Origin of the sequence: Rhizobium sp. 2YAF20 (genome assembly GCF_052114685.1) — a bacterium.
Taxonomy (GTDB): domain Bacteria; phylum Pseudomonadota; class Alphaproteobacteria; order Rhizobiales; family Rhizobiaceae; genus Rhizobium.
The window spans coordinates 44,617-50,860 of record NZ_JBFRFF010000041.1 but is presented as its reverse complement, the minus strand read 5'-3'; the positions used below and the strand labels follow the sequence as shown (position 1 = coordinate 50,860).

Genomic DNA, 6,244 nt, shown 5'->3' with positions numbered 1-6,244 from the left:
ACGCTGCAAAGCGTGGAGGATATGCTCTACCACCGCTCCGGTCTGCTTGGTGTTTCTGGCATCAGCGCCGATACCCGCGATCTGCTGATGAGCCAACGACCGGAAGCGCGAGAGGCGGTCGACCTTTTCGTTTTGCGCATTGCCGGCGAGATCGGCCGCATGACGATGACGCTCGGCGGCCTTGCCGCCGTCGTCTTCACCGCTGGGATAGGCGAGCACCAGTCGGACATACGCGCCGCCATCTGCAACCGCCTGCAATGGCTCGGCCTTTCCATCGACGGCAGTGCGAATGCCGCCAATGCGCCTGTCATCAGCACATCGGCAAGTGCCATCACAGCCTTCGTCATTCCAACCGACGAGGAGCAGGTGATCGCCGATGAAGCCCTAGCGATTTTGGCCGGCGAGTGATTGAGATCACAATCACCCCGCTCCATCGGCGCTAGTCTCACAGTCAACCACATCAAATTGGAGCGGTCTCATGGAAAAGGCGGCAGATGTGATTGACCTTTTCCGCAACAAACTTGAGGAACATTACGCTATGTCCGCCAATATGGCGAGGACATGCCGGAAATCAGCAAGTGAAAATGGCCCTATAACAGCAATGGGTACCGCTTGCCCTGAACATTGTCTTGTCCAGTATGCGGTCGCGTAACCGGCCTTCATATCAGGACTAGCCCGACAATCAGCACCCAACGTGCCTTCATATTCAAGCCCAAACCGGCTCTTTTGCGCACAACGTGACCCCGGAGAAATTACCGGCATCCAAATTCTTTAAAAAAACGACCAGAGGAGTCTCATGATCAAATGCAAAACGACACCATTCGGGTTGAGCGCCTTAAGTCAACAGCCGTCGACCTTTTTAGGCGGCAGTACGCAATGCGGCTCTCCTGGGAGCCGCAGGGCTTGCCAATTCGAACTGTGAAACTAGTTCGCGCAGTCGCTCTGCCTCGCTTGCGAGTGTTCCGCTTGCTGCCGTCGTTTCCTCGACCATGGCCGCGTTCTGTTGCGTCACCTGATCCATCTGGTGCATCGCCTGATTGACCTCCGAGAGATTAGCTGACTGTTCGCGGGAGGATGCAGCGAGCTCATCCATGAATTTATTGATATCCACGACATATCTGCCGATATCGCCAAGGGCCACGCCGGTTTGATTGACGAGTTGGACGCCGCTTACGACCTTGCCCGAAGAGCTGCCGATGAGCTCCTTGATTTCCTTGGCGGCTTGAGCAGAGCGCTGGGCAAGTTCACGGACTTCCTGCGCAACGACTGCAAAACCCTTGCCTGCCTCACCGGCGCGGGCGGCCTCCACGCCTGCATTGAGCGCCAGAAGGTTCGTCTGAAAGGCGATCTGGTCGATCACGCCGATGATATTGTTGATCTGCTTGGAGGACTCCTCGATCTCCCCCATCGCAACGACGGTTTGGGCGACCACTTTGCCGGACGTCTCTGCGCTGCGGTTAGCCTGATCGGCGACCGCGCGAGCCTCATCAGCGATTTGGGAGGATTGGGCAACCTTGGCGGTCACCGCACTCAAGGAGGCGGCGGTTTCCTCAAGTGTTGCTGCCTGGCGTTCCGTTCGAGCGGACAACTCGTTCGAGCCGAGGCTGATCTCACGCGTTCGCGAATTGATGGTCGCAACGCTTGCGGACACGGACAGCAGCGTGTTTGCGAGTTGATCGACGGAGCTGTTGAAGTCGTGCCGCAACGGCTCGAATTCCGGCGCGAACTGCTCTTGGAGATTGACTGCGAGATCGCCGGCAGCGAGGCGCTTCAGCCCGGCTGCAAGACCTGATGTCGCGATGGTCAGCCGCTCCGCAGCATTTCGCTCGCCGCGCTCCTGATCGGCGATCCGATTTGCCTCAGCTGTGATCCGGCCGTTTTCCGCCTCGATTTCGAGTGTGAACCGCGCGATCGCATTGTGGCGGAACACGTCGACGGAAGCCGCCATCTTACCTATCTCGTCACCCCGTCCAGCATAGGGGATGGCCTTGTCGGTTTCGCCGGCAGCAAGCTGCTGCATCGATTGCGTGATCCGCTGGATCGGTTGGGAAATACGCCCGGCGATCATCGTCAGAATGAACAGGCCGATTACTGCGGCAACGCCGGCAAAGGCAAGCTCCGTTTCGATCTTCGATGTCAGGGCGCGTCCTGCAGCGGTGACACTGCCTGTCGCGACCTTGTCAACGATCTGGTTCAGGTCAGCGATCTGACTGATGATTGCGTGCTGGGAGCGGGCAAGCTTTTCGCTGGTCGGGATTTCGGGGTCTTGCAGCAATCCAAGGCTGATCTGGACATCCCTGGCCCAGATTGCATGTTTATCGACCAGTGCCACGACACTGTCCGTCAGCGACGCTGAAAGCTTGTTGGCCGAGAGCTCTTTCAGCGTCTCCTCCAATGCGCTATTCGCCTGCTCGAACTGCTGCTTTACTTCGCCCGCCGGGACAAAGTCGGTCATGGCCAGAACACGATCTGCGACCGACATCGCATCCTTGAACTGCTGTTCAGTGCGGGCCGAGAGCATCTTGGCGCCGATCGCCTCCTGAACGACGGCTTCGACCTCGTCCTGGCCGATCATCGCCTGATAGCCGACAAGGGATGCACTGCCGAAGCCAACGATGATTGTGGCCACCAAAGGAATGAGAATTTGAAAGCGTATGGACAGATTCATCGTAAGGTTCCTTAATTCGGCAGGGTTGGGATGGGGATATCCTGCTTCTCGGCGGTTAAGGTACCAAGGAAGGCGATCAGGTCCTTGCGGTCCTGTTCGGTTAGCGACAGAGGAAAGAGTTCGGAAGCGAGCGAAGGACGGTCGATCCCGCCGCTTTCGTAGTGGCTTATCACTTCGTCCATTGTCTTCAGGCTGCCGTCATGCATATAGGGACCGCGATAGAGCGTGTTACGCAGGCCTGGGGTCTTGAATGCGAACTTGGCTTTCGGATTGTCGGGCTCCAGTTTGGCGCGTCCCATATCCTGGCTTGGAAGTCCGATGTCATGGAATTTGTTGTCAGTGAAGTTCCAGCCCGAATGGCAGGCGGAACAGCCTGCACTGCCCGTGAACAGTCCGAAACCGCGTTTGGCGCTATCGGATACGGCGGTCTCGTCTCCGTCGACCCAGCGGTCGAACGGTGACCAGTTCGATACGACCGTCCGCTCATAAGTCGCAATGGCGATCAGCATATTGTCTTTGGTGATGCCCTGATTGGGAAACACCTGGCCGAACCACTTCTCGTAATCCGCTATGTTCTTCATTTCCACGACGATATCATCGAGATTGCCGTTCATTTCGGCCGGCGCGCCGATCGGTCCCGCTGCTTGCGCTTCAAGGCTCGGCGCCCGGCCATCCCAGAAGTTCGGCGTCACCCAGGCTGCATTGAGGACGGTTGGCGCCTGACGCGCGAGGTGGGTATTTGCGGCTCCTACAGGCGTTTCGACCGGCGTTTCAAAGCCGAAGGACGGGTTGTGACATGTCGCGCATGTCATATTCTTGTTGCCGGATAGCCTAGGATCGAAGAACAACATCTTGCCAAGTGTGGCAAGTTGCGGCGAATAAGCCGTGACCTTGTTGAATGGGATCGTCAAAGGTCTTTTGAAAGCTGTCAGATCAGTGGCCACGGTCGGCTGTACAGCCAGCAGTGTGAATGCGAGAGCTGAAAGCAGAGACCGCGCCATCGTGCCAGAATCCAAAGAGAGATAATGATTTGCCGGAAAGGATTGAGCCGTCCGACGCGATATCTAAAAATAGCATTTCATGGTTAACTGCTAGTAAACGCTAATTTTTACTTGACTGAGATAACTATTGCTACCGATGGTGGAGTGATTCAACTGAGCAATAGATATTATAGATGGAATTTTCGCAGTAGCGCAGTTCAGTTATTGTAGGCAATGAGAAATTGAAGAACGGACGATAGGTTATACTGAAAGCCTAAAAATGAACTGAATAGCCCAACCGGTCCCCGTCACAGCGTTGCAGGCCGCGCTTGGATAAGCGCTGACTGTTGACTGAGTTATCGAGCCAGTTCTGATGTGGATTCCACCAGCCTTTGTCGCAAAACTCTTTGCAGGGATCTAGGATTGCAGGGCCCCTCTCCGAAGTGTGATCGGCCAGAGTTCCCCTGACCTTTCGTCGTCCGATATGCGATGGGCGCGATGCCCGTTTCCTGACGAATGCGATCGCTGTCTTCATTTATGCAAGGCAGGATTCGTTGTTCTTTTTGCCCAGCCGGACGCAGCCGGCCCCGCCCATTTCGTGCAATGAAAGACGCAGGATCGCTAGCGGCCGCCTTCGATCTTCCGGTGGCGTTGGTTGGTGCCTGCCTTGCCGTAGGGATAGTCCGGCGGCTGAGGTGCGCTGACGTTGTTCAGTCGTGTTGTTTCGTCCTCGGAAAGCGTGAGCTTTGCTGCACCGAGATTGTCTGCGAGCTGTTCGGGCGTGCGAGCGCCGAGGATGACGGAGGTGACGGCAGGTCGCGCTGCCGTCCAGGCTAGGGCCACTTGTGCCATGCTCACGCCGCGCGCGGTGGCGATCTCGTCGACCGCCGAAATGATCGCCCAGACGCGGTCTTGCGCATTGCGCTGCGCGTAGGATTCGCTGCCGCGGTTGGGGTTCTCTCCAAGCCGCGTGGCGCCAGTTGGCATTTGGTCGCGCTTATATTTACCGGTCAACCACCCTCCGCCCAACGGCGACCAGGGAAGCAAGCCCATACCAGCGTCCTGGCAAGCAGCGACGATCTCCAGCTCGATGTCGCGGACCAGCAGACTGTATTGCGGCTGCAATGTGACCGGGCGGCTATAGGCGTTTGCCTTGGCGATCTCGGCAGCTTTCGCGATTTGCCAACCGACATAGTTGGAAAAGCCATAATAGCCGATTTTTCCAGCCGTGACAGCGTCATCGAGGAAGCGCAGAGTTTCCTCGATCGGCGTCAATGCATCCCAGGCATGCATCTGATAAAGATCGACCTGATCGACGCCGAGGCGCTTGAGCGAATCGTTGAGCGCCTGGCCAAGATGCCGTCGTGACAGACCGATATCATTCGGGCCGTTGCCCATCGGGAATCGTGCTTTTGTGGCTATGACAGCCTGACGCGCTTCGATCGGCCGCGCCTTGAGCCAGCGCCCGATTATCTCTTCGGACTGACCGGCGCTGTAAACGTCGGCAGTATCGATGAAGTTTCCTCCCCAGGCGAAATAGTCGTCTAGCAACCTATGAGATGCTGCCTCGTCGGCTTCGGCGCCGAAGGTCATGGTGCCGAGGCAATATGCCGTGACGATGGTCCCGCTGGCCCCGAGCTTGCGATAGTCCATTTCTGCCTCCTGATGTCATGCGGGCGCCAATATGGTCATCGTCCGCCAAGTCGAATTCCTCGATGTTCCCAGATCTGTCTTCTAGCTATCCCAGACCGGGCACCAATCTCCGTTCACGAGACGCATTCCCTTTTCCAGGCTTTCGAGCCGCTTAACGTCGGTTGGCGTCAACGTGATCTTGCCCGCTTCGAAGTTTGACGCGATGCGATCCTTTTTTGCTGACGACGGGATCACGACCAGACCCTTAGCGATGAGAAAGGCGAGAGCTATTTGCTCGCCGCTGGCATCATGGGACTTCCCAATCTCTTCAAGCAGTGCGTCGCCTACGACCGCGCCGCGCGCAAGCGGCGAGTAGGCGGTCACCGGGATGCCCAGTTTTTCGCAATGGTCGATGATCGGTCTGTTCTGCATGTAGACATGACATTCGACCTGATTGGTGGAGATCTTGCGATCGCCGAACAACCGGATCGTCTCGTCAATCAGCGCCTTTGTGAAGTTTGAAACGCCGATGCGCTTGGTGAGACCTGTATCAAGGGCTTCTACAAATTGGCTGACATAGTCCTGCAGCGCGTATTTGTTGTGCGGCGAGGGCCAATGCAGCAGAAGCAGGTCGACTTGGTCGACCTGCAGCTTATCGAGGCTTTCCTTTATGGACTGCACAACCTCGCCCGGACCGAAATTGTCTGGCTTGACCTTCGTCGTGATAAAAATTTCGCCGCGCCCTATGCCTGCGTCCTTGATGCCGCGCCCGACATCCTGCTCGTTGTTATAGCCCTGGGCAGTGTCAATGTGGCGGCATCCAGCTTCCAATGCCCAGACGACGCCCTGATAGGCTTCGTGCGCGGGACGGTTCCAAGTGCCATAACCCATCTGCGGGATGCCCGCGACCGTCGATTCAGTCGTCATTTTGCTTTTCCGTCAATCGATTATCGAGCGGTGTCAT

The 6,244-nt window shown here is 57.0% G+C and carries 4 protein-coding genes and 1 pseudogene; 1 reads left to right on the top strand and 4 read right to left on the bottom strand.

What is annotated here, in order from left to right; all coding sequences use genetic code 11:
* A pseudogene (locus AB4Z52_RS29980) lies at positions 1-408 on the top strand (acetate/propionate family kinase); the annotation flags it as partial.
* A 451-nt stretch (positions 409-859) separates the two neighbouring features.
* Here AB4Z52_RS29980 and AB4Z52_RS29975 read toward each other — a convergent pair.
* The 4 genes from AB4Z52_RS29975 to AB4Z52_RS29960 form a co-directional block, all read right to left on the bottom strand.
* Positions 860-2,668, bottom strand: a complete 1,809-nt coding sequence (locus AB4Z52_RS29975) for a methyl-accepting chemotaxis protein (protein WP_442221523.1) — start codon at positions 2,666-2,668, stop codon at positions 860-862.
* An 11-nt stretch (positions 2,669-2,679) separates the two neighbouring features.
* On the bottom strand, positions 2,680-3,669 hold the full coding sequence (locus tag AB4Z52_RS29970; protein ID WP_442221522.1) for a cytochrome-c peroxidase: 990 nt from the start codon (positions 3,667-3,669) through the stop codon (positions 2,680-2,682).
* 600 nt (positions 3,670-4,269) lie between these two features.
* On the bottom strand, positions 4,270-5,301 hold the full coding sequence (locus AB4Z52_RS29965; RefSeq protein WP_442221521.1) for an aldo/keto reductase: 1,032 nt from the start codon (positions 5,299-5,301) through the stop codon (positions 4,270-4,272).
* 81 nt (positions 5,302-5,382) lie between these two features.
* Positions 5,383-6,207: an aldo/keto reductase gene (locus AB4Z52_RS29960; RefSeq protein ID WP_442221520.1), complete on the bottom strand. Its 825-nt coding sequence runs from the start codon at positions 6,205-6,207 to the stop codon at positions 5,383-5,385.
* Between the last annotated feature and the right edge of the window lie 37 nt (positions 6,208-6,244).